At 58.5% G+C, this 21,873-nt stretch carries 21 protein-coding genes; 6 read left to right on the forward strand and 15 right to left on the reverse strand.

The features are described 5' to 3' along the window. Positions 1 to 18: 18 nt before the first annotated feature. The gene (gene acnA, locus QEZ52_RS09255; protein WP_406649717.1) at positions 19 to 2,706 is read right to left on the reverse strand and encodes an aconitate hydratase AcnA; all 2,688 of its coding nucleotides are present in this window, start codon (positions 2,704 to 2,706) and stop codon (positions 19 to 21) included. A gap of 243 nt (positions 2,707 to 2,949) precedes the next feature. Here acnA and QEZ52_RS09260 point away from each other — a divergent pair, with 243 nt between their 5' ends. Next, a complete protein-coding gene (locus tag QEZ52_RS09260; protein ID WP_406649719.1) occupies positions 2,950 to 3,648 on the forward strand; it encodes a thioredoxin family protein in 699 nt (232 codons plus the stop codon). Positions 3,649 to 3,654: 6 nt separating this feature from the next. Here the strand turns inward: QEZ52_RS09260 and QEZ52_RS09265 are convergent, their stop codons facing one another. The 6 genes from QEZ52_RS09265 to purB all read right to left on the reverse strand — a co-directional run bounded on the left by QEZ52_RS09265 (position 3,655) and on the right by purB (position 9,124). Further along, positions 3,655 to 4,578: a lysophospholipid acyltransferase family protein gene (locus QEZ52_RS09265; protein ID WP_406649722.1), complete on the reverse strand. Its 924-nt coding sequence runs from the start codon at positions 4,576 to 4,578 to the stop codon at positions 3,655 to 3,657. A gap of 8 nt (positions 4,579 to 4,586) precedes the next feature. Beyond that, positions 4,587 to 5,558 carry a DMT family transporter gene (locus QEZ52_RS09270; RefSeq protein ID WP_406649725.1) on the reverse strand — a complete coding sequence of 324 codons (972 nt, stop codon included), beginning with the start codon at positions 5,556 to 5,558 and terminating at the stop codon, positions 4,587 to 4,589. Positions 5,559 to 5,695: 137 nt separating this feature from the next. Next, positions 5,696 to 6,796: a flagellar motor switch protein FliG gene (locus QEZ52_RS09275; protein ID WP_406649727.1), complete on the reverse strand. Its 1,101-nt coding sequence runs from the start codon at positions 6,794 to 6,796 to the stop codon at positions 5,696 to 5,698. A gap of 81 nt (positions 6,797 to 6,877) precedes the next feature. Further along, a complete protein-coding gene (locus QEZ52_RS09280) occupies positions 6,878 to 7,426 on the reverse strand; it encodes a tetratricopeptide repeat protein (RefSeq protein WP_406649730.1) in 549 nt (182 codons plus the stop codon). Between the two features lie 101 nt (positions 7,427 to 7,527). Continuing rightward, positions 7,528 to 7,686 (reverse strand): hypothetical protein, encoded by a 159-nt coding sequence (locus QEZ52_RS09285; protein ID WP_291736512.1) that lies wholly within the window; start codon positions 7,684 to 7,686, stop codon positions 7,528 to 7,530. 133 nt (positions 7,687 to 7,819) lie between these two features. Further along, positions 7,820 to 9,124, reverse strand: a complete 1,305-nt coding sequence (gene purB / locus QEZ52_RS09290; RefSeq protein WP_406649733.1) for an adenylosuccinate lyase — start codon at positions 9,122 to 9,124, stop codon at positions 7,820 to 7,822. 78 nt (positions 9,125 to 9,202) lie between these two features. Between purB and QEZ52_RS09295 the strand changes: the two genes are divergently transcribed. Next, the gene (locus tag QEZ52_RS09295; protein WP_406649735.1) at positions 9,203 to 9,385 is read left to right on the forward strand and encodes a hypothetical protein; all 183 of its coding nucleotides are present in this window, start codon (positions 9,203 to 9,205) and stop codon (positions 9,383 to 9,385) included. A 144-nt stretch (positions 9,386 to 9,529) separates the two neighbouring features. Here the strand turns inward: QEZ52_RS09295 and QEZ52_RS09300 are convergent, their stop codons facing one another. After that, entirely contained in the window at positions 9,530 to 9,787 is a 258-nt protein-coding gene (locus QEZ52_RS09300) for a DUF6455 family protein (RefSeq protein WP_406649736.1), read from the reverse strand. Positions 9,788 to 10,009: 222 nt separating this feature from the next. On the opposite strand from QEZ52_RS09300, the gene QEZ52_RS09305 reads away from it, so the two are divergent. After that, complete coding sequence (locus tag QEZ52_RS09305; protein ID WP_406649738.1) at positions 10,010 to 10,366, forward strand: hypothetical protein; 357 nt, start codon at positions 10,010 to 10,012, stop codon at positions 10,364 to 10,366. A 94-nt stretch (positions 10,367 to 10,460) separates the two neighbouring features. Here QEZ52_RS09305 and QEZ52_RS09310 read toward each other — a convergent pair whose 3' ends face one another. Next, the gene (locus QEZ52_RS09310) at positions 10,461 to 11,672 is read right to left on the reverse strand and encodes a bifunctional alpha/beta hydrolase/OsmC family protein (protein WP_406649740.1); all 1,212 of its coding nucleotides are present in this window, start codon (positions 11,670 to 11,672) and stop codon (positions 10,461 to 10,463) included. A gap of 240 nt (positions 11,673 to 11,912) precedes the next feature. On the opposite strand from QEZ52_RS09310, the gene QEZ52_RS09315 reads away from it, so the two are divergent. After that, positions 11,913 to 12,785, forward strand: coding sequence for a hypothetical protein (locus tag QEZ52_RS09315; protein ID WP_406649742.1), 873 nt, complete (start codon positions 11,913 to 11,915; stop codon positions 12,783 to 12,785). Beyond that, positions 12,776 to 13,771 carry a Hint domain-containing protein gene (locus tag QEZ52_RS09320; RefSeq protein WP_406649745.1) on the forward strand — a complete coding sequence of 332 codons (996 nt, stop codon included), beginning with the start codon at positions 12,776 to 12,778 and terminating at the stop codon, positions 13,769 to 13,771. The genes QEZ52_RS09315 and QEZ52_RS09320 overlap by 10 nt, the downstream gene beginning before the upstream one ends. A gap of 2 nt (positions 13,772 to 13,773) precedes the next feature. Here QEZ52_RS09320 and dddP read toward each other — a convergent pair whose 3' ends face one another. Then, positions 13,774 to 15,117 (reverse strand): dimethylsulfonioproprionate lyase DddP, encoded by a 1,344-nt coding sequence (gene dddP / locus QEZ52_RS09325; protein WP_406649748.1) that lies wholly within the window; start codon positions 15,115 to 15,117, stop codon positions 13,774 to 13,776. A 157-nt stretch (positions 15,118 to 15,274) separates the two neighbouring features. Between dddP and QEZ52_RS09330 the strand changes: the two genes are divergently transcribed. Beyond that, positions 15,275 to 16,024, forward strand: a complete 750-nt coding sequence (locus QEZ52_RS09330) for a heme-dependent oxidative N-demethylase family protein (protein ID WP_406649750.1) — start codon at positions 15,275 to 15,277, stop codon at positions 16,022 to 16,024. An 84-nt stretch (positions 16,025 to 16,108) separates the two neighbouring features. On the opposite strand, the gene QEZ52_RS09335 is transcribed toward QEZ52_RS09330, so the two are convergent. From QEZ52_RS09335 to QEZ52_RS09355, 5 genes are all read right to left on the reverse strand, one after another. Continuing rightward, positions 16,109 to 16,975 carry a hypothetical protein gene (locus QEZ52_RS09335; protein WP_406649752.1) on the reverse strand — a complete coding sequence of 289 codons (867 nt, stop codon included), beginning with the start codon at positions 16,973 to 16,975 and terminating at the stop codon, positions 16,109 to 16,111. A 266-nt stretch (positions 16,976 to 17,241) separates the two neighbouring features. After that, the gene (locus QEZ52_RS09340; protein WP_406649755.1) at positions 17,242 to 18,036 is read right to left on the reverse strand and encodes a lytic transglycosylase domain-containing protein; all 795 of its coding nucleotides are present in this window, start codon (positions 18,034 to 18,036) and stop codon (positions 17,242 to 17,244) included. 90 nt (positions 18,037 to 18,126) lie between these two features. Next, positions 18,127 to 19,377, reverse strand: coding sequence for an Hsp70 family protein (locus QEZ52_RS09345; protein ID WP_406649758.1), 1,251 nt, complete (start codon positions 19,375 to 19,377; stop codon positions 18,127 to 18,129). A gap of 57 nt (positions 19,378 to 19,434) precedes the next feature. Continuing rightward, on the reverse strand, positions 19,435 to 20,649 hold the full coding sequence (locus QEZ52_RS09350) for a RidA family protein (RefSeq protein WP_406649760.1): 1,215 nt from the start codon (positions 20,647 to 20,649) through the stop codon (positions 19,435 to 19,437). Positions 20,650 to 20,864: 215 nt separating this feature from the next. Further along, positions 20,865 to 21,815, reverse strand: a complete 951-nt coding sequence (locus QEZ52_RS09355; RefSeq protein ID WP_406649763.1) for an aminotransferase class IV — start codon at positions 21,813 to 21,815, stop codon at positions 20,865 to 20,867. Between the last annotated feature and the right edge of the window lie 58 nt (positions 21,816 to 21,873).

The following is a 21,873-nucleotide window of genomic DNA, read 5'->3' on the forward strand; positions in this document are numbered from 1 at the left end:
TGTAGGTCAGGTTTGACCTTATGATTTGGCCAGGTTGCGCAGCACGTAATGCAGCACGCCGCCGTGTTCGATGTATTCGATTTCAGGCGCGGTATCGATGCGGCACTTGAGAGTGATCTCTTTGACCGAACCATCCGCCATGGTGATGACACAGGGCACAGTCTGCAACGGCTGGATGGTGTCCAATCCGCTGATCGACACGGTTTCATCGCCGGTCAGACCCAACGATTTACGCGAGTCGCCACCGGTGAATTCGAACGGGATCACACCCATGCCAACCAGGTTGGACCGGTGGATACGTTCAAAGCTTTCGGCGATCACGGCCTTGACGCCCAGCAGCGCGGTGCCTTTGGCCGCCCAGTCACGCGAAGACCCGGCACCATACTGTTCGCCGCCAAACACCACCAGCGGAGTGCCCTGTTCCTGATAGGCCATGGACGCGTCATAGATCGCGGCCTGTTCGCCATCGGGGCCTTTGGTGTAACCACCTTCGACACCGTCCAGCATTTCGTTCTTGATGCGGATATTGGCAAATGTGCCGCGCATCATGATTTCGTGGTTGCCGCGGCGCGACCCGTACGAGTTGAACTCGCGCGGTTGCACCTGACGGTCCAGCAGGTATTTGCCCGCTGGTGTGGTGGTTGCAAACGATCCCGCAGGCGAGATGTGGTCGGTGGTGACCATGTCGCCCAGAACGGCCAGAACCTTGGCATCATTGATGTTGCTGATGGTGCCGGGTTCCGTACCCATGCCCTGGAAGTAGGGCGGGTTCTGGATGTAGGTGGACGCCGCAGGCCAGTCATAGGTTTCCGCGTCGGTGATCTCCACCGCCTGCCATTTTTCGTCGCCTTTGAACACGTCGGCGTATTTCGACAGGAATGCTTCGCGGGTGACGGTCTGTTCGACCAGCTCGGCAACCTCTTGGGTCGTGGGCCAGATATCTTTCAGATAGACATCCTTGCCTTCGGGTGTTTGTGCAATCGGGTCAGTGGCCAGATCGATGTCCATGGTACCCGCCAGCGCATAGGCGACAACCAGCGGCGGGGATGCCAGATAGTTGGCACGCACGTCTGGCGAAATCCGCCCTTCAAAGTTGCGGTTGCCCGACAGAACCGATGTCGCCACCAGATCGCCTTCGGCGATGGCTTCGGAGATCTCCTGCTGGATCGGGCCAGAGTTGCCGATACAGGTGGTGCAGCCATAGCCGACCAGGTTGAACCCGATCTTGTCCAGATCTTCCTGAAGGTTTGCGGCCTCCAGATAGGCGGACACGACCTGCGATCCCGGTGCGAGCGAGGTTTTGACCCAAGGTTTGCGATCCAGTCCCAGAGCCGCAGCCTTGCGGGCCACCAGACCGGCGCCGATCATCACATAGGGGTTCGAGGTGTTGGTGCAGGATGTGATCGACGCGATCACGACCTTGCCCGACTCCATGGTGTAGTCTTCGCCTTTGACAGCAACCTCTTTGCCCATCGGACGTTTAAAAGTCTGTTCCATCTCGTTGGCAAAGGCGGATTTGGCGTTGGTCAGGGCCACGTAATCCTGTGGGCGTTTCGGGCCGGAAATGGCCGGAACGATGGTGCCCATGTCCAGCGACATGGTGTCTGTATAGATCGGGGCGTAATCGGCGTCGCGCCAGAAACCGTTTTCCTTGGCATAGGCTTCGACCAGGGCGATACGGTCCTTGTCGCGGCCGGTGTTTTCCATATAGCGCAGGGTTTCACCATCGATCGGGAAGAACCCGCAGGTCGCACCATATTCCGGTGCCATGTTGGCGATGGTTGCCCGGTCGGCCAGCGGCAGACGGTCCAGACCGGTGCCATAGAATTCAACGAATTTGCCAACCACGCCTTTTTCGCGCAGCATTTCGACGACTTTCAGAACCAGGTCGGTGCCGGTGGTGCCTTCGACCATCGCGCCGGTCAGCTCAAAGCCCACGACTTCGGGGATCAGCATGGAAATCGGCTGACCCAGCATGGCGGCTTCGGCTTCGATCCCGCCAACACCCCAACCCAGAACGGCCATGCCGTTGACCATGGTGGTGTGGCTGTCGGTGCCGACCAATGTGTCGGGATAGGCGACGGTTTCGCCATTCTGGTCTTCGTCGGTCCAGACGGTCTGGGCCAGGTATTCAACGTTCACCTGGTGGCAGATGCCGGTTCCGGGGGGCACAACGCGGAAGTTGTTGAACGCGGTCTGACCCCATTTCAGGAACTGATAGCGTTCCATGTTGCGTTCATATTCGCGGTCCACGTTCATCTGGAACGCGCGCGGGTTGCCGAATTCGTCGATCATGACCGAATGGTCGATGACCAGATCAACCGGAACCAGCGGGTTGATTTTCGAGGCAGAGCCTTTGAGCCCGACGATACCGTCGCGCATGGCGGCCAGATCGACCACGGCGGGAACGCCGGTGAAATCCTGCATCAACACGCGGGCCGGGCGATAGGCGATTTCACGGGGGCTTTTGCCGCCATTGGTGGCCCAGTCACCAAATGCCTTGATGTCGTCCACGGAGACAGAAAACCCGTCGTCCTCAAAACGCAGCATGTTTTCCAGCACCACTTTCAGGGCGGCGGGCAGCTTGGAAAAGTCGCCCAGGCCGGCCTCGGTTGCGGCGGGAATTGAATAATAGGCGATGGATTTGCCATTCACGCTCAATGTGCGGCGTGTCTTGGCGGTGTCCTGTCCAACGGTAACGGTCATGTCTGGCCTCCCTCGGGATTGGGTGAAAAGGGGATTTGCTGGTGGCTATCTGCCCCATGACGCGGGTCCATTCAATAGCGGAAACGGCAACTGCGGCGTTTTTGTATACCGTTGCACACAAAATTTTTCAAAACATGGTCACAAACCCGCGCGAATTGATGTCGTGGCTCTCAAGAAACCTTGATTGGTATTTCGGCGCATGCGGCGGTAGGTACAGACCAGACCTATCAGGAAAGCCCTAATATGAAAGCTCTTCGCGCCGCATGTGTTGCTCTTGGATTGTTGCTGCCGGGGATCGCAGCTGCACAATCTTCGCCCGTCGTGGTCGAACTTTATACGTCACAGGGGTGTTCGTCTTGCCCGCCTGCGGATGCGCTGCTGCATCAATTGGCCGCGCGTGAAGATGTACTGCCGCTGGCTCTGCATGTGGATTATTGGGATTACATCGGGTGGAAGGACCAGTTCGCCGATCCGTCCCATGCCAAACGGCAAAAGGCCTATGCCCATGTTGCCGGGCGCAAGATGATCTACACTCCGCAGATGATCGTGATGGGGCAGGAAGACGTGGTCGGGGTGGATACGATGAAGTTGGCCGATCTGATCACACAGCATCGGGCCAACCTGGTGCCCGTGTTTCTGACAGCGCAGCGCACCGGGAATACAGTGGTGTTGGATCTGGTATCTGACCTGTCCGGGCCACAGGATCTGGTGGTTCAGCTCGTCCGCTATGCACCGGTGCGCGACATCTCGATCACCCGGGGCGAATTGGCCGGCAAGACGATGTCCTATGCCAATGTGGTCGCCGACTGGCAGATCCTTGGGTCCTGGGATGGGTTCAGTACGACACAGATGTCGTTTGACGTGACCGGCGAAGACAAGGCTGCGATTGTGGTCCAGCAGGCCGGTCTGGGCGCGGTCATGGCGGCAGTGCGGATCGACTGACCCGGTTCAGGCATCCCCGTCTTCGGGTTGAATACCCAGATGCATCCAGGGTTTCCACCGCCGGTGAATCCAGAACCATTGCCCCATGTGCTGACGAACCAGCTTCTCCAATTCGTCGTTGACGGTCTGGGTCATGGTGACCGGGTCGCTGTGTTCGATCGGGGCCTGCATGACGATTTCAAAATCCAGACCGTTCTGCTTGCGGATGCCATAGACCGGGATCATTTCGGCCCCGTATTTCAACGCCAATTCGGCATTGACCAACGAAGTGACCGCCGGTTTGCCAAAAAACTGAAGCTCGCTGCCACCATGGGCGTGCAGATCGGCGACAATGGCGATGATGCCGCCCTGTTTCAGATGGCGCACCATCTCCATCATGCCACGGCGGCCCTGTTCGAACATGGGGGTGCCGATGCGGGATATCGTGCGCACATAGTGTTCGTTGAAATAGGGGTTCTTCATCCGTCGGTATAACGCGCCCATGGGGTGCCCGCGGGCAATCAGATTGGCGCGTGCCGCATCGTAATTGCCGAAATGCCCAGTGACCAGAATGACCGGACGCCCATCAGCCCGCGCCTGTTCCAATGCGGCCAGCCCGGGGCCTGTGACTTCGGCGGCATGGGCCCGCTTCAGGAACGGAGCACCGGAATACAGTTCGATGACCGTCCGCCCCACATTGTTGGACACTTCGCGGCACAGCCGATCCACGTCCTGTGTCGACAGGTCAGGCGCAACCAGCATCAGGTTCTTGCGCACCCGTTTGTCGAAACCGGCCAAAGGGGCAAGACGACTGAGCAGCCATCCCATCGCCGGGACCCGCCATGTATAGGGCACCAGACGGGCCGCGCCGATAATGCCGCGCAACGCGACATTGGCCGCAAAGAATCCCGCCTTTTGCGCGCGGGTGAGCTGGGAAGGGTCGATGGGCATGGATTGGATCAGGCCTTGCGCCGATTGGTTTCTCGGTGCCAGACATAAAGCCCTGAACCGGCAATCACAAGCGCGCCACATATTGTCCAGATGTCCGGGATTTCGGCAAAGAACAACACGCCCCACAGAGTGGCAAAGATCAGCCCGCAATAGGCAAAGGGGGCCAGCATGGCGGCCTCTCCCTGGCTAAAGGCGCGGATCAGGCACAGTTGTCCAACCGTGCCACACAGGGCAATGACCCCCATCAACAGCAGGGATGTTCCGTCTGGTGAAACCCAAAAGAACGGCACAACACAGCTGAGCACGATTGTGCCGAACAACGCAGTGTACAGCATTGATGTCCAGGGGTCTTCCCGGGGGCCGACCTTGCGTGTGAGCAAGGCGTAGCCGGAATAGGAAACCGCGGCTGCGAGCGGTGCGAGTGCTGCCAGAGAAAACACGCCGGATCCGGGCCGGATCACGATCAATGCGCCGACCATGGCCACCGCGATCCCTGCAACCCGGCGTGGACCCAGACGCTCGCCCAGAAACAGGGCTGCACCCAGGGTGATCAGGACAGGATTGACCGACATCAGCGCCGCCGCATCGCTGATCGGGATCAGGCTGAGGCCAAGGAAGAAAAACCCGGTAGCAAGGAGCAGGAACAGGGATCTGAGCGCCTGAAGACCAGGAAACGCCGTGCGGGAAACCTGACGCAGACGCGGCAGCAAAAGGACGAGCACCAGCGCCATCTGCCCGGCATAGCGCGCCCAAAGCGCGGGCACGACACCTGTGCGCGGTGCCAGTGCCTTGACCCCGGAATCCATCAGCGTAAAGCACAGGATTGCTCCCACCATCAGAAAAATCGCCTTCTGGCCCGAGCCGGCTGTGTCCTGCGATTGGGCCACGGCATCCGCCGCCCGCGTAGAAGCCAGGGCGGCAGGGTCTGCCTGTGATACAATCGGGGCGGGCGCGGACTTTGGTGGGGGTGCCTGTGTCATGCTACGGGCTTAGGGGCAGGGCGGTGTGCTGTCCACTGTCTTGTCCCGTGCCGTTGGGGCGGTTTGCCCGTGTTGTTGGGGCGTTTTGCCCGTGTCTGGCAATGTCGGGATCTGCATGCGCACCGCCGATAGGTGGCTCACGCGGCGTCCTCTTCCCCCTCTGGCAGGATCAGTTCGATATCTCCAGCCTGCTCCAGCCCGCGGATTGCCCCCACGACGGTATTCATTGCGGATTCGCCATCGGCGGGCTTGATCTTGCCCTTTTCCGCCACTTCTTCGCGCAGATTGTCGGCCATCCGGCTCGAAATATTGGAGAGAATGAAGTCGGCGCTGGCCGTGTCCTTGGGGTCCAATGCGGCAAAGGCAAGCGCGACAATCAGATCACCCTGGTCCACTTCGCGGATCACCTGTGGCACGTCACGGGGCGACAGGCGTTCTGCAATATGGGCAAAGGTAAAGATCGACTTGCGTACCACGCTGGCAAAATCGGCGTCTTCTTCGTCCAGGGCGGTCAACATGTCTTCGCGCGTGGTCGCGGGCGACAGGTTCAGGATCGCGCCAACCCGCTCACCGGGACCCGTGTCAAAGGCGACCAGCGGTTTGTCGTCCAGCTGAGCCGCCAGGGAAATCCCGATCCGGTCTACGGTATCGGGAGTGACGGCCCCGGTTTGGGATACGGCATAGGTAATGCGCCGCGCGTCGGGGCCGGACAGTTTTCCCAACAGTTCCGCAGCCTTGGGTACATCGAGCTTGGACAGGATAACGGCGGCGATTTCGGTGCTTTCGGCCTGAACCAACTCGGCCAGATCTTCGGCGGGCAGGGCGCGCAGACGATCCCAGGGGTCGCCTGTCATGCGCACACCTGCCTCTTTGCGCAGACGGGCAGCGGTCTGTGGGCTGATCCGACCATCCAGAATGGTCAACGCCCCGCCAATCCCCTTGGGAAAGGACAGCCCAACCCCATCAAGCATTTCGGCAAACTCCTGCACCACCGAAAACAACGTGTCACGGTCCACCAATCCCATCGTGCCCATCTGATGGGTCAGAACCCCCTGCAATTCGTCGGGCAGCTCCTCGAGCGGAATATCGGCCCCTTCGTTCAGCAGCAACCGGACCACAATCGCTGCCTTTGCCCGCCCCGCGAGGGACGAGATACTGGGTTTGGTCGGAACGGTGTCTGACACATCAACTGTGCGCGCTGCCGTGCCCGGCACCGTCAAAGCGGTCTCCTGCTGCATTCTATCAAGCCTCTGTCTTACACCGGTTTTGCTCCGGGACAGGGCCAGATTAGCGGCAAAGCAGTAAAGAAAAACTGAAGCTCAATACGAGAAAGTCAGCCCGGTTTCCAAAGCTGTGCGCAAGGACGTCTCTGGCCAGGTACCGGCCCCACCGCGGGCGCGGATTTCCTTCCATTGGGCTATGGCCAATTCGGTTTTGCCTTCGGCGACAAATCCTTGGCCCATGTATGACCGCGCCAACAGATTATCCGGGTTCTGCGTGATGGCACGTTGGTAATATTGATTGGCCAGCTCTGCATGTCCCAGTTTGCGATGCGTGAACCCCCAATAGGTCAGAACGCCGTCGTCGTTCTGATCCGCCATCGCAGACAGCACGCCCTGCGCATCGTCATAGCGTCCGGCATAAGCCAATTCGCGTACGGCACCATACAGTGTTTCGGTATCCAGAGACGAGTTTTTGGGCCTGACACACCGCTTCTTTTTCTCATCCCAGACGCGCACGCCCTTGCAGGTCTTGGTTGTCTCGGACGGTTTCGGCGGGTTGGTCCAGGTGGTTCCACCATTCCCGTTGCCACCAGCCGCAAAGGCAAATCCGGGCATGGCGACGGCCAAAGCAAGCAAAACACGCATTAAAATCACTCCAATTGATCACTTGGATAGAGTTTAGTGCAAAAAAGATCCTGCGCCCCTCAAAACGGAGCGTCCGCAATAAAAAACCTGTGAGATGTGCGTCAGCTGTTGATAATCTTGACGCAACTTTGGCTGTTTGAATCCCAAGTGGTGCCTGCCGCGCAGGATTGCGCCTGATGTTCGCGGCCCGAGCACCCCATTGCCGCTGCCAGGGATGGCAACAAGAGTGCTGCGGTCAGCACAAGAGTTCCGACTTTCATAATCCGTCCTCCCAATTTTGTGGGCCTATCATAGGTCCAGAGGACGAATATCCAAAGCAAAAGATGAAAAACGGTTCGTGAATCAAAAAGACCGGCACAGGGCCGGTCTTTGAAGCGAGTAAGCTATATCAGCTTAGTCTTTGAAGACACGTTTGAAAATCGTATCCACGTGTTTCGTGTGATAGTCCATGTCGAATTTTTTGTTGATCCCATCAGTGCCCAGCGCAGCAACCACATCCGCGTCTGCCAGCAACTGTTCCCGGAAATCGACCCGCTCTTCCCAGACTTTCAACGCGTTGCGCTGTACCATGGAATAGGCATCTTCGCGCGACACACCCGCCTGTGTCAGCGCCAGCAAAACCCGCTGTGACATCACCAGGCCGGGGAATTTGTTCATGTTGTCCAACATGTTTTCCGGGAAGACCAACATTTTTTCCACGACACCGGCCAGGCGGTGCAGGGCAAAGTCCAATGTCACGGTCGCATCCGGACCAATGGCGCGTTCGACCGAGGAATGCGAAATATCCCGTTCATGCCACAGCGCCACGTTTTCCATCGCAGGCACCACAGCCATACGCACCAGGCGCGCCAGACCGGTCAGGTTTTCCGTCAGAACCGGGTTCTTCTTGTGCGGCATCGCCGACGATCCCTTTTGCCCCATCGAGAAAAACTCGGCGCCTTCCAGAACTTCGGTGCGCTGCATGTGACGGATCTCGATCGCGACGTTTTCGATCGACGAGGCGATCACACCCAACACGGCAAAGAACATCGCGTGGCGGTCGCGCGGGATCACCTGGGTCGAAATCGGTTCGGGCGACAGGCCGAGTTGGGCACAGACATGCTCTTCGACGGCGGGGTCGATATTGGCAAACGTCCCAACAGCGCCCGAGATCGCCCCGGTGGCCACTTCGTCACGGGCCGCCTGCAGACGGGTTTTGTTGCGGTCCATCTCGGCATAAAAACGGGCGAATGTCAGCCCCATCGTGGTGGGTTCGGCGTGGATGCCGTGGCTGCGACCGACGCGCACCGTGTCCTTGTGTTCAATGGCGCGGGTCTTGAGCGCGGCCAGAACCCGATCCACACCCTCCAACAGAATGTCAGCCGCACGCACCAGCTGGACGTTCAGACAGGTATCCAGAACGTCCGACGAGGTCATGCCCTGGTGCACGAAACGGGCTTCTTCGCTGCCGACGTGTTCGGCCAGATGGGTCAGAAAGGCGATGACATCGTGTTTGGTGACGGCTTCGATCTCGTCGATCCGGGCCACGTCGAACTCCACGTCCTTGGCCTTCCACACGGCATCAGCGTTTTCCTGAGGGATCACGCCCAGGTTTGCCATTGCGTCGCAGGCATGCGCCTCGATCTCATACCAGATGCGGAATTTGGTCTCGGGCGACCAGTTGGCAACCATTTCGGGGCGGGAATAACGCGGGATCATATCACGGCCTTGTGTAGTTCATTGGGTTGAGCGCGGTGTAAACTGTGCAGGACATAACGACAAGACGGGAGCGACACAATGAAACGGATGACCCATGTTTTATGGATTTCGGCGATCATGATCGGTGGGCTGGCTGCCCCGAGTCTGGCGGACAACTCGTCCCAAAGCGCTCAGGTTGCCCAGCAGGCCGGCTCCAATGCATTAAGCACGCTCACCGGATCGCGGAAATCCGGTTCGGGCCATCAATGCAGCGGTCGCTGACCCATTGAGATCGGGCTTTGGCAGATATGTCAAAGCCATGTAACTGAACAATAAGCCAATGCCCCCTTCCGACGAGCGGAAGCGGGCATTTAAATCGCGTTTTTGGTCAGGATTGATGGTCGGAAACCGCGTGCCAGCGTGGTCTCATTCGGCCTTCATATGGGCGAACAGGTCTGAATTCATGCAATAATCGGGGGTTTTGTCCAACTCAGTGGTGCCACCTTGCAGTTCGACACAGCCAGTCTGGTTGCTGCATTGGCTGCAACGCATGACGGCGCGACGGTATTTCTGGGCCTCCATTTCGGGATCGCGCCCGATGGCATCGGCAAAATCGACCCCCATTCGTTCGGCCATACCGTTGACCAGATCGCTGCTTTGTCCGACTTTTGAAAACAGGCCCATGTTGCATCTCCTCACATCTGACCGGTGTGCCATTGGCATTGGAGCATTGTGAAGGGATTGCGCCGGCTTTCCTTGATGTCGATCAATAACGCGCCAAACCGGGTGCCGAACCGGCAAGTGGAGTCACCGGTTTGTGACTGGAGCGCCCAGTCAGTCTCTCTTAGCGTCGGTGCGAGGCATCAGGGTGATGCAAACAGGGCACGCGTGCGGAAGGGGCAGAGGATGTCGAAGTGGGGACTGAGGAGTCTGGTGTTGGCAACGGGCATGGCAGGTCTAGGACTGCCGGTGATTGCCCAAGAGGGCTGGACGCCCGCACTGGGTGAGGAGATCCGCAGCGCGCTTGAAGGGCGCAGCCTGATCTATGACCGTGGTGCGTGGCAGGATTTTAACGCATCAGGGCGCACATTGTACAATGCGGGACGCGACAGCTGGGGATATTGGGCCGTGCGCGATGATCGGTATTGTTCGATGTGGCCCCCGTCGGACATTTGGGCCTGCTACAAGGTCGAAGTCACCTCTACGGCGGTCCGTTTTGTCGATCCGGGCGGGGAGATCACCACAGGCAACTATCGCGATTAAGGCGACCGTCATGCCACGGGCCGGAAAATTATGAATTTTCCGGTCAAAAATCTTATCTAAGATTTTTGCCACCGCCCATGGTGAAGGGCGTTCCTCAGATCAACCGGGTCACCACATGGGCAGAATGTTCCAAGGTGCGATGTACCGGGCATTTGTCGGCGATTTCCAACAGCTTTTCCCGCTGTGCCTGATCCAACCCGCCTTCGAGCCGGATGGACCGGGTGAACTGGTCGATCTTGGATGGTCCGCCCGGAGCGGCATCCTGGGCATGGACCTTGTCGTGGCTGATGTCGACGCTGACACCGTCCAGCGGCCAGCCCTTGCGCCGGGCATACATGCGAATGGTCATCGACGTACAGGCCCCAAGCCCGGCCGAGACCAACCCATAGGGCGTCAGCCCCTGATTGGTTCCGCCATACGCCAGCGGCTCATCAGCCAAGATATGATGATCGGGACCGGATTGGATATCCTGCAGGAACCCGCCGGGGTCGGCCTCGGTGACACGCAGGACGCCCTCCGGAGCACCGGGCGGCGGGGCCGGGGGGCACAGGTCCAGATACCGCTGCACCCAGGCCGAAATTACCTCTGCGGCGTATTCCGCGTCTTCGGCGCGCGAGATCAGGTGGTCGGCGTCATCCAGCGTGACAAAGCTTTTGGGATGTTTGGCAGCCAGAAAGATCTGTGAGGCGTTTTCGATGCTGACGGTTTCGTCGCGGGGACCATGCAACACCAGCAAGGCCGCCCGCAGGTCCGAGATCGCTGGCGCGAGCTGTTCCTGATTGATGTCGTGAATAAAGTCGCGTCCAATACGGAATGGGCGCCCCCCCAACGTCACATCCGCCGCGCCTTCGGTTTCGATCCGAGACAGGGCATCGGTGAAATGGTGGGTCACATGGCCAGGATCGAACGGCGCGGCCAGGGTGACCACGGCCTTGATGGATGCAATCCCCTCCCGCGCACGCAAAACGGCCGCTCCACCCAGCGAATGTCCGATCAACAACTGAGGTGCCATATTGCGCCCGTCCAGATAGCGGGCCGCAGCGATGAGATCCTGCACGTTCGAAGTAAATGTGGTGTTTTCGAATTCTCCTTCGGAATGTCCCAACCCGGTGAAATCGAACCTGAGCACCGCAATTCCCATTCCGGCCAATCGCCCCGCAATGCGCCGTGCGGCGGGAATGTCCTTGGAGCAGGTGAAACAATGGGCAAACAGCGCAGTGGCCAGAACCGGCCCATTGGGCAGGTCCAGACGGGCGGCCAGCTGATTGCCGTCATGGCCGGGAAAAGTGATGCGTTCCGTATTCATCGTGTCGAGATCCTTTTGGCGTTCCATCCAAGATGCGGCAGCGACCAGCCCGCGCCAACCCTTGTGACACTCAGGTCGCGCGAAGGTGAGCAGTCGGGAGTGTGACGGCATCATGGCGCACCGGCGCCCTATGACCCAATGGCACCCACGGGATTGCCATGTTCGCCCCGTACCAAGCGTCTACCTGAATGAAGTCCCACCCGCGCCCCGCGGTCAGTGGGATACCGAAAGGGTGGTCAAATGTTGGATGGAGCAGGACAGAACGGCACCGAAACTGGCGCAGACCCGGGCTGGTACGCGTTTGTGCGTGCGCGCATTGAAGGGGGGCATGACCAATTGTATCAGGCCTTGGGGTGTCCCCAGGATGCCGAGGCGCTGGAATTTCGCCTGCTCAAACGCGGCAGTCGTGCGTTTTCTCTGGAATGCAGGGCCGGGACCACGTCTGCTCTTCTCAAGATCTTTTGCGGTGCTGACGCCGGAGCGGCCTATGCGCGCGAAAAGATGTCGCTGATGGTGATGGCACCAACCGGGTTGGTTCCCGGGGTGTTGGCAGTATCTGATCAAAGGCACTTTCTACTCGAACACTGGCACAACCCTGTTGCCTGGCCCGAGACGTCACAGCGTGCGCCTGCGGTTGCGGCGGCACGACGGATCGGGGATTGGATTGCCCGGTTCGATGCGCGCGCGCCTGCGGGAAACCGGTGCGGGAACTGGTTTGAATATCTGACAAAATGCGGCGGAGACATCGACCTGGGGCAGGTGCCTTGCGCGCGTGATATCCTGTGTGACATTCCGCTGTGCGGCACGGTTCTGTCCCGCAATGACGGTGCGCTCCACAATTTTCTGGAAACTCCGACGGGCGATCTGGTCGGTTGCGATTTTGAAAACGCCCGGATGAAGCCGCGGGGCTGGGATTACATCCAGGGATACATCAGTTTGATCGAACGCTACCCGGAAGCGGCACAACAGGTGATCCAAGCCTATGCGGAAGGGTTCAGCCGTGCCCATCGGGGGGCTTTGTTGGTCAATGAGCTGAACGATGTTGCCCGCATTCTGTTTTGTGCCCGCGCCACACAGGGTCGTGCCCCACAGGAGGTGTTGTCGTGGCAGTAGAGGTTCTGACAGTCACCCTTGGACAGACCCGCAAGATCAAGGGCAAGGATCTGATTTCAGGCGACGAAGATGACAATCAGATCGTTACCGTTTTGGACGGCGGCGACCTGCGCAATTCCTATGTGTTTGAATTCTGGGGCAAGGGTACGCCGACAGAACCGGGGGCCGGGCCGGGCGGGGATGATGAATTTCATTTCGACCTCTCCGGCTTTGATGATGATTTTTCCATTTCGATCAAAAGCTTTGATGAAGGTGACTGTTTCTCGTTCACCAATTTTGACAGCTATTCGGTTGTCGGGAACACCTACACATTTCAATACACAGGGTCGGATGGGCAACCGCATACGGTTTCCATCGATGCAGAGTCGACAAATGGAACCGGGGTTGCCTGTGTCATGGTGTGTTTCGTGCGGGGCAGCCGTATCCGGACACCCGCCGGCCCGATGGCCATCGAGGATCTGAACGCCGGCGATCAGGTCATATGCGGTGACGGTCAGTCCCGTGAGATCCGCTGGGTCGGGGGGCGCAAACTGTCGGCTGCCGATCTGATGGCGCATCCCGACCTGAAACCTGTTCGGTTCGGCCGCAATGCCATCGCGCCGGGGCAACCCGACGCCCCGCTGTTTCTGTCGCCGCAACATAGGGTGTTGTTGCGGGACTGGCGGGCCGAACTGCTGTTTGGCGACAACGAAGTGCTGGCCGCGGCGAAATCCTTGGTCAACGACACCGATATCCGGGTGCAGGAGCCCTGTGGGGATGTCGAGTATTTTCACATTCTGCTGGATGGGCATCACACCGTTTTTGCCAATGGGGTCGAATGTGAAACCCTGATGCCGGCGGAATTGATGCGCAATGCGTTACCGGTCAAAGCCCGCGATGAGATCGCCCATATCTTTCCTGATCTGGTCGGGAATTTGGCCAGCTTTGGGCAATTGTACCGCAGGGCGTTGAAACCATTCGAGGTCAACGCCCTGCGGATGACCTGAGATCAGGCCTGGCCCATCAGGGCCGGGTCAAACGGGTATCTGGTCAGGTTTTCATGTCCGTCTTCGGTGATCAGCACCTGATCTTCGAGCTTGATCGAGAAGTCGCCCCCTTCGGGGCTGACCAACGCCTCGACGCATAACACCATGCCCGGCTCCAGCTCATAGTCAAAAGCACCTTCGACCATGGCATCAGGATAGGCGACCAGTGGCCATTCATCGCACAGACCAACCCCATGCATCATGCAGCCGTATTTTTGTTTCTGGTACTGGCTGTCCAAGGGATGGCAATTGCGCGACAGATCCTGAATGTTCACTCCGGGTTTCAGCATCTCCATGTTCTTCATGATGTGTTCATGACCATGCTGCATGGCATAGACCATATCCGCGGGTGGCTTTTGATCGCCGATCCACCAACTGCGTGAAATATCTACGCAAATGCCGTAGGATCCGACCAGATCAGTGTCAAAGCTGATGATTTCATTGTTCTGGATGATGCGTGGGCCGCATTCCTGGAACCAGGGATTGGTCCGGGGACCCGAGGACAGCAGCCGCGTTTCGATCCATTCGCCACCACGTTTGATGTTTTCGGCATGAAGCACGGCCCAGACATCATCTTCGGAGATGCCGCCACCGGGTATTTGTTCGCGGGCAAATGTCTCCATTTCCCCCACGGCGATCTCGCAGGCGACGGACGCGCACCGCATGGCCAGGATTTCATCGGGGCCTTTGACCGCACGGCATTTTTCAGTCAGTTCTTCGCCCGGCATGACTTCGATGCCCTGCGCTTCGAGCGCGCGCAGACCAGCGATCATGATCTTGTCCACGGCCAGGCGTTTGTTGCCTTCTGAATGTTCTTCGAGCAGCTTGCGTACCTCATTCGAGAACACATCCGCCTGCACATCCACCCGGTCACCACGGTCGAAATAGAACAGATCGGCACCGGCGCGTTGTTCTTTGACCAGGGGGTTGTATTCGCTGAGGAACGGCGACTGTTTATAGTCCCAGATCACCATATAGCCATCGGCACAGATCATCAGCGCGCGAAACGGGTTGTGGGTGTTCCACAGCTGCATGTTGGTGCTGTCGGTGGCATACCGAATGTTGAGCGGATCAAACACCAACAGCCCGCCATAGCCACGATCGTTGATGAATTTCACCAACCGCTCCCAGCGAAACTGCCGCATCCGTTGCAGGTCGGGCAGGTGCAAACCTGCCTCGGCCCACTCGGAAAAAGCCAATTGGGTCGGGCCGATTTCGACACGGTTGTTGTCGTTAGGTGTGTTGTCGCCCAGCGTTGCACCGCGTGTGGGGTCGATCTTGCGGGTGTCGCGATAGTGTTCGTTCATGGCTGGTCCCTGTCTGGCAACGATTCCCGAACGAGTTTGCAAAGCGTCGCGGCGTCCATCTTGCCCATTTCCGACATTCCTGACACATGTGTTCATTAATCTGTCGCCGGCGATCAACCCGCCACAGCCCCGGTCGCCCCCACCAGCGGAGCCTGATATGGACCCCATTGTGCAGGAACGTATCCCCTATGACGTGTCAGGCAGCCACAGGCTGCCGGGCGTGCGTCCGCTGTCTATGGATCAGGTGATCGTGCGCGATGAGGCCTTTGTCGGACAGATGGCGGAACGCGACAGGGTGCTGCAAACGCGTCGACACGATGTCGTGGCGCTGCAGGATGGGGCCAAGGCGGCAGCCGATGAGCTGTTGGATCTGGTGTTGAACCTGGCCTATCCCGCACAGGCAGGGGCCGCGGTGGTGCGTCGACCAGATACCAAATCCGTATCAATTGACCGGACGGACCCATTGGGAACGGTTGGCCGGTTGGTTCAGGAGGATTTCTGCATCTTGCAAAAACAGGGGGATGAACACGTTCTGACGGGGGCGGTTTTGTGTTTTCCTGCAAGCTGGATGTTGGCGGAAAAGATTGGCCGCCCTTTGACGGATATCCACATGCCTGTCGATGGCTATGACCCCGGCGTTGCCACGCGTGTGCAACGGCTGTTTGACGGGGTGCAGCCAGGGCGGCCCATGTGGCGGTATAACGTGCTGCGCTACAATGATCCGGATTTGCATCAGCCCCGCAGCCAATACGCAAAGCGCGGCGATCAATCCGACAAGAATGCAAAATATATCCGCAGTGAACGGCAGGTCATTCTGAGGCTCCTCGAAACACGGGCGGTGGTTTTCTGCATCCACACCTTTGTCGTGTCCAGCTGTGCCGGGGATTATTCGACCATTCCCGGCTGAGCTCGCGTAGAGGACAGACGATATGCGCCCACCGAACTTGCGAATTTGCAATTTCGGTGGGTAGAAATCGTTGTTTGCTTTGCATCAGGGCAGGTAGTTGACCACACTGGCCAGCGCGCCCGAGCTTTGTAGCATCACCAGCAGGCCGGTCAGCGACAGAACATGGGTGTTCAGGCGGAAATCTTCGCCCCTGACCAGATTGACAGCGGCCAGCGAAACCGCAACCGGTGCAGAGAGGAACACGACCATACCCGTCATTCCCCAGGTTGCGAGCCTGCGAATGTCGCTCGCGGCCTCTTCCTGGTCCGGAGACAATTCGGTCGGATGGGGGCCGACCCGAAAGGCCAGTGCCAGAGTTTCCTCCTGGGTGAGGTCGATCAACCCGACTTCACCGCTATGCGGAACCTGACCCAGAATGGTGTCATAATGTTCCATCAGGTCGGGCGCAGTTTCATCCACATCTGCAAAACGCTGACCGTGCTGGTCCAAGATCTCCTGGCGACCACGGACACGGCGCGGCGAAATATGGGAGAACGCTCCCAGAAACTCATCGATTGGCAGCGCCGTGTCCGGGTCCATCCATTCGACCTGTTCGGCGTCGCAGATGTCAACCATGCGATACAGCAGCACGACCATCATCAATTCGGTGATATCGCGATCTTCGCGCCCCGGAAGGACCGGGGTGAATTCGATAGCGATCCTTTGGATCTGGTCTTCATAAGAAGGAACTGCCTGCCCGCAGTTCATGTTTCCAAGGTCCTCAAGTTCGAGGTTGACCTTGTATTGGCTCGTCAGAACGACGGCTGTCTTGCCGCCTTGGATAGTCTGGCGTTCGACCGGGTGTCCATAATCTTCTAGAGTTGCCGACACGATCCTGCTGAATTGGTCCAGCGGGTTTTCTGCGTAACCATAGAATACTAGTCCACCGTGATATCTGCCTGTAGTGGTCACGATGACGTCCTCCAGTTGCCTTCATTACGGTTAACGCTATGCCGTGAAAGAGATTAAAATGTGACGCAAAACAGAAATTGCAGCGGCACGTATGATCTGGGTGACGTTAGGTTCGAAAACTGGATTCCCCTGTGTTTCAAGGCGCATCAGGTAAATTAGTTGTGAAAAATTAAGCTTTGGGGCAAAACCTTGGCGCGGATTGGTCCGCATTCAGCCACAAAAGGGAAAAAGCGGATTGGATTTCCGCAGACCAGGGGACAATCTGTTCAGCGGTCGATCTGGGCTCCCATGATGGCGATCGCCTTTTGATAGACCGTGGCGGCGTTCCATTCCTTGATCACTCGGAAATTCGGTTCGCCCGGTTGATACCCTTTGCCAGGTCTCCACCCTTTTTTGCGCAGGTAATAAGCCGTCGATGCCAGGGCATCCGCCTGGTTGTAGAAATCGATGCGCCCATCGCCGTTTCCGTCCTGCCCGTATTGCAACGCATTGCCCGGTAGAAATTGGGTGTGCCCCAGTTCGCCATGTTTTGCACCCAATGTCGCAGGAGTGATGGCCCCCTGATCGACCAGCTTGAGCGCGCCAATGGCGTGGGGCACAAAGAAGTCGGACCGACGGCAATCATAGGAAAGGGTTACGATGGCCGACACGATCTGGCTGTCGCCCATGAAGCTTCCAAATGCGGTTTCCATGCCATGAATGGCGATCAACACGCCCGCGGGCACACCGTATTTGCGTTCCAGTGCCGCGTAAAAATTGGCATCTCTTGCTTTGCGTTTGCGGCCCTGCGCAACGATCGTGGTGGACCCGCGCACTTTCATGAATTTGTCCAAACTGTATTTGAACGACTTCTGATTGCGGTCAGCGGCAATCGTGCGGGTGGCATATCGTGACTGCGCCAGCGCCTTGAGCCCGGGAGATTTCACCCCAGCCTGTTTCGCGGTTCTGGCGAAATCCTTTTTCCATGCGTTGAACCCAGCAGATGTATTTCCGCATGGCGCAGCCAAAGCGCTGGTTGCGAGGCTTGCAAAAACAACGGCGGGAAAAACAAGGTGACGCATGAAACCGGCTTTCAAAACAAGGACATTGCCTATTAGCCTAAGCCATTTGTTCCGAATTGCCAGCCAAAACACGGCACGGGCGTATTCGCATCAGGCAAAGGCTGACGCAGACGCCAACGCCAGCCCATCAGCCACCGCCGTCATTGCATTGGCATTGTAGATTCGGGCATTGGGACACAGTTGGCGCAGGTCGGTTGCGATCGCGTCCAACAAGGACGATCCGCCGACCAGAACGATCCGGTTGATCCGTGGCGGTGCAATTTCGGCCAGTGTCAGCGCCTGTGTGGCATGGTCGGTGATTTCGCTGACCTGATCGCTCAGCGACCGGTTCAGCGCCTCAGATGACAGCGGCACCGTCAGGCCGCGTTCCAGAACCTTCAGATCGATGCGTGGGGCCGGATGATCCGGCTGGTTGGCCAGGATCTTGCCGCGTTCCACGGCAAAGGCCACATCATGGCCCAACTCGTCCTCCAGCACGCTGACCAACCGGGTCAGCTTGGCCGGCTCAACCGCGTGTTGGGCCAGGTCGCGTGCCTTGCGTCGGGTGTCGGCGCTGTAGAGGAAGGGAATCATCTGCCAGGTGGCCAGATCGTTGAAGATGCGGTTGGGTGCGGGCAGGGTACCCTGGCCAAAGCTGTTGCGGATGGCGCTGCCCCGACCCAACAGGGGCATGACGTGATCAATGCTGAGCCGGCGGTCAAAATCCGTGCCCCCCAACCGCAACCCGTGCGAAATCAGCACCCGGGTGGTGCCATCGCCCTGTTGTTCGAACACGGTATAGTCCGACGTGCCGCCACCGATGTCGACAACCAAACCCAATCCGGCCTCTGGCGCGGTTGCACGCAGGGCGGCTTCGGGTTCATACATGAATTGCACATCTGCAAAGCCAGCCCGCAGATAGCAGTCGCGCAGGTCAATTTTTGCCTGCGCATTGCGCGCTGCATCCTGGCTGTGAAACAGCACGGGACGCCCGGACAGCGCATGGGTGAAATCCTGATGCGTGGCAGTTTCTGCCCTGGTTTTTAACGCGCGCAGAAAGCGGGCGATGATGTCGATGAAATCCATCTCCTGTTTGTAGATCCGCCGTTTCTCCCGCAACAGAGGCGTGCCCAGAAGGCTCTTGAGCGCGCGCATGAACCGGCCTTCGTCGCCTTCGATCAGCGCCTGTGTGGCGTCGCGACCGATCCGCATGCTGCTGGCCCCATGATCAAAGAACACGGCCGTCGGCAGCGTGGTTTCACCCGCCTCTACATCAATCAGCCAGGGACGACCGGCAACCGTTACTCCGGCTGCGGAATTCGATGTTCCAAAGTCGATACCAAGTGTGTTGGGTGCGGCCATGGCGCGGCTCCTGTCGATCAGCAGAGCCGCGCTGAATATCGGTTGCTTGTGCCGGAATCAAGACTGCAGAACGGCAATGACTTCGATCTCGATAACCATGTCCGGATATACCAGATTGGGCACAGGAATGCCGGTCGTGGCCGGGCCGGGCGCGGTGTAGGAATTGGAGCGGATCAGCAGATTTTCATGCAAGGCCTCGGCAGAGGCGCTGCCCTGATAAAAGGTGGTGACCTTGACCACATCATCCAGATCGGCCCCGAATTCGGCCAGGACCCGTGTCACATTGCCCATGGCAATGCGGGTTTGGGCCACCATATTGCCGGGTTCCAGCACATTGGCCTGCGCATCCAGGGCAACCTGACCGCCGACGTGGATGACCTGCCCGGATTTGACACCGTGTTTATAGGGCAGGGCAGTGGTCCAGTTCCAATGCCCGTCAGGCCAAACATGGCTGATCTGACCGTTGGTGCCGATACAGGCTGTGGCAGCGATGCGGGTCGTCAACCCGTCATGGGGAAAGGACGGCACCGGGATGCCCGTTGGTGTCGGACCGGGATCGGGGAAATATTCGGCGCGGATTCGGGCAGAGATTTCCCAATCTTCGGCTGTGCCATCGCCCCGATAGAATGTGTTGACCTTGACCACATCTTGCAGATCGGCCCCCGCGGTCTGCAAGGCGCGCGACAACCGGTCCATCATCAGTCGCGTCTGGGTCACGATATCATCGGGGTGGGCGACAGATCCATCGGCGGCCCTGGCCGTCATGTCACCGGTAAAGATCATGTCGCCGCATTTGATGACATGCGAAAAGGTGGCGGGCAGACCAGGCATGTCATCCAGATAAAACGTCTGACGCGGCAGGGTGCCGCCATCTGCGTCACGCATGGCGACACCTTCGATCTCGCACAGCATGTCAGGGTAACACAGCTCTGGCAGGTTGATCAGATTGACCACCGGCCTAACCTCGGGGCCGATGATGTCGGCCATCTGAGCCAGCAGCCGGGATTCATCCTGTGCGTTCCCGACATAATAGACGACCAGCCGTACCAGATCCCCGAAACCGGCTCCCAGATCGTTCAGCAGGTCCGACATATAGGCCATGGAATTGCGCACCTGGCTGTCCAGATCTCCGATATTTCGCACGTTGCCCTGCGCATCCAGATCCACCTGACCACCGGTAAAGATCAGATCCCCCGCCCGCACCGCGTGATGGTGGGTCAGCCGGACCGGCCAATCCCAATGCCCGTCTGGAAAACTGTATTGTCTGGTCATGTTGTGGGGGATCCTTGGCATGTGGAACTGGCGAGAGTCGCAAGTAAGCACAGGTCCGGGACACCAGCCAAGTGTATTTCCGACCGAGGCCGGTCGCCTGGCCACAAAAAATGGTGCCTGATTTGGCACGCCTCAAGCCAGAAGTGTTGTAGCCCCAATGGCGGCTGGGCGGACCAGGCCGTCATCCAACTGGAGGCCAGCATTATTGCGTCGCCTTACTGGTCAGTTGCTCCTGGGTAGCTGACAACGCTCCGATATCTGTCGTCCGCGTGGAGCTGCCAGTAGAGCGCCATCATGCGTTCTGACAGCAGGCCCACTTCTCCCGATCCAATGGGCTGCCCATCTATTTTGGAGACAGGCATGACGCCTCCGGCTGTTGATGTCACAAAGACCTCATCCGCCGATTTCAGGTCTTCAACCGCAATATCCTGCGCGTGACACGGGAGGCCCATTTCTGCGCAGAGGTCAACGATGGTCTGACGTGTAATGCCCAACAGGACGCTCAGGTTGGGTGTTGAAACCACGCCGTCCTTCACTGCAAAAATATTGAATCCGGGTCCTTCGGATACGTTGCCGTTGACGTCAATCAATACTGCTGTGTCCGCCCCCCGTTCATAGGCCGCATACAGCCCCTTCACCATATCCAGCCAATGGTAGTTCTTGACCGTCGGATCGACCGAGGATGGCGGGATGCGCAGAACATCCGTCACGGCCAGGTGCAGGCCACGTTCCATCTGTTCCTTGTTGGCGACAGAGCCGAATGGAATGGCGAACGCGATAAAACGGTTTTCTGCATCCCGTGGGTCCCGGCTGAACTCCGGGGATGTCCCTCGGGTGCAGATGAATTCCACATAAGCGTTCTCGAGCCCGGACAAGGCCACGCAATTGTGCAGGATTTCCGTCACTTGGGCTGTGTCATATGGAATCGACATATGCAGTTCCGACATCCCGCGAAAAAAGCGTTCCAGATGGTCGCCCAATCTGAAAAATGCGCCGTTCCACACATGGACGACATCATAGGTCGCGTCTGAGTGAAGAAACCCATAGTCCAGAACCGAAAGCTTCGCCTCCTGGATCGGCAAATACTGCCCGTCCATATAGGCAACGCCGGGTGGGTAGGTGCGAGGGTCGACGTGGCGCGCGGTTAACTTGGGCAATTTGTGCATGATCGAACTTTCGATGAAAAGAGTCTGCTGGTCCGATTAAAAGTATCGGATTTTCCTG

This window comes from Aliisedimentitalea scapharcae, from assembly GCF_045277565.1.
Taxonomy (GTDB): domain Bacteria; phylum Pseudomonadota; class Alphaproteobacteria; order Rhodobacterales; family Rhodobacteraceae; genus Aliisedimentitalea; species Aliisedimentitalea scapharcae.